This window comes from Desertimonas flava (genome assembly GCF_003426815.1).
Lineage (GTDB): Bacteria > Actinomycetota > Acidimicrobiia > Acidimicrobiales > Ilumatobacteraceae > Desertimonas > Desertimonas flava.
In genome coordinates, this window is sequence record NZ_QKYK01000073.1 from 1 (window position 1) to 833 (window position 833).

The following is an 833-nucleotide window of genomic DNA, read 5'->3' on the forward strand; positions in this document are numbered from 1 at the left end:
CCGACGAGATCACCGCCGAGATGGCTCCGGGTTCGGTCGACCTCCGGCTGCGTGGCCGCGAGCCCCAGTTCGTCGTGACGGCCCCGGCGCCGCCCGAACCGCCCCCTCCCCCCGCCTCCGCCCGAACCACCGTCGGTCGACGGTGACGACGGCATCACGGCCCGCATCTCGCTGCGCCTCCCCGACTCGCTGAAGTCGAAGATCGAGGAGGCCGCCAACGCCATCGGCGTCTCGGTCAACACGTGGCTCGTGCGAGCCCTGACCGATGCCCTCACCGGCGCCGCCGGCTCGGCCCGCCGCACGTCAGGCCACGCCGGCGATCGGCGCGGGAACAGCATCTCCGGATGGGCCCGCTAGCGGCGGCCCACCGAACATCCGACCACTCCAGGAGGAGTTCCATGGCTACGTTCACCACCCCTGAGCCCGTCGCGCTCCGAGTGCGCTTCGACGCCGGCGAGATCACCGTGACCGCCTCGGAGCGCACCGACACGGTCGTCGAAGTCCGGCCGGGTCGGCCCGGCAACAGCAGCGACATCGAACACGCGGCGGCGACCGTCGTCGAGCAGCACGGCCACGAGATCGTGGTCATCGCTCCCGACGTCAAGCGCTTCTTCGGGCGGTCACCATCGCTCGACGTCAGCGTCGCCGTGCCGTCGGGCTCCGCGGTCGCCGTCCACGTCGCCGCGGCCGATGTCACGCTGTCGGGGAGCTACGGCGACGTGGACATCACCTCGGCGAGCGGGGACGTCTCCATCGAGCGAGCGACGAGTGTGTCGGTGTCCGTCGCCAGCGGCGACGTGTCGTGCGAGACGGTCGACACCGACCTGACCGCC

General features: G+C 71.9%; 2 protein-coding genes and 1 pseudogene. 2 read left to right on the forward strand and 1 reads right to left on the reverse strand.

The window, feature by feature from the left end:
• Nucleotides 1-224, reverse strand: a 224-nt coding sequence (locus DN771_RS30605; protein ID WP_227462518.1) for a hypothetical protein, incomplete at its 3' end; no start/stop codon positions are given.
• On the opposite strand from DN771_RS30605, the gene DN771_RS30980 reads away from it, so the two are divergent.
• A complete protein-coding gene (locus DN771_RS30980; protein ID WP_420810949.1) occupies nt 202-357 on the forward strand; it encodes a hypothetical protein in 156 nt (51 codons plus the stop codon). The genes DN771_RS30605 and DN771_RS30980 overlap by 23 nt on opposite strands.
• 41 nt (nt 358-398) lie before the next feature.
• A pseudogene (locus tag DN771_RS29060) lies at nt 399-833 on the forward strand (DUF4097 family beta strand repeat-containing protein); the annotation flags it as partial.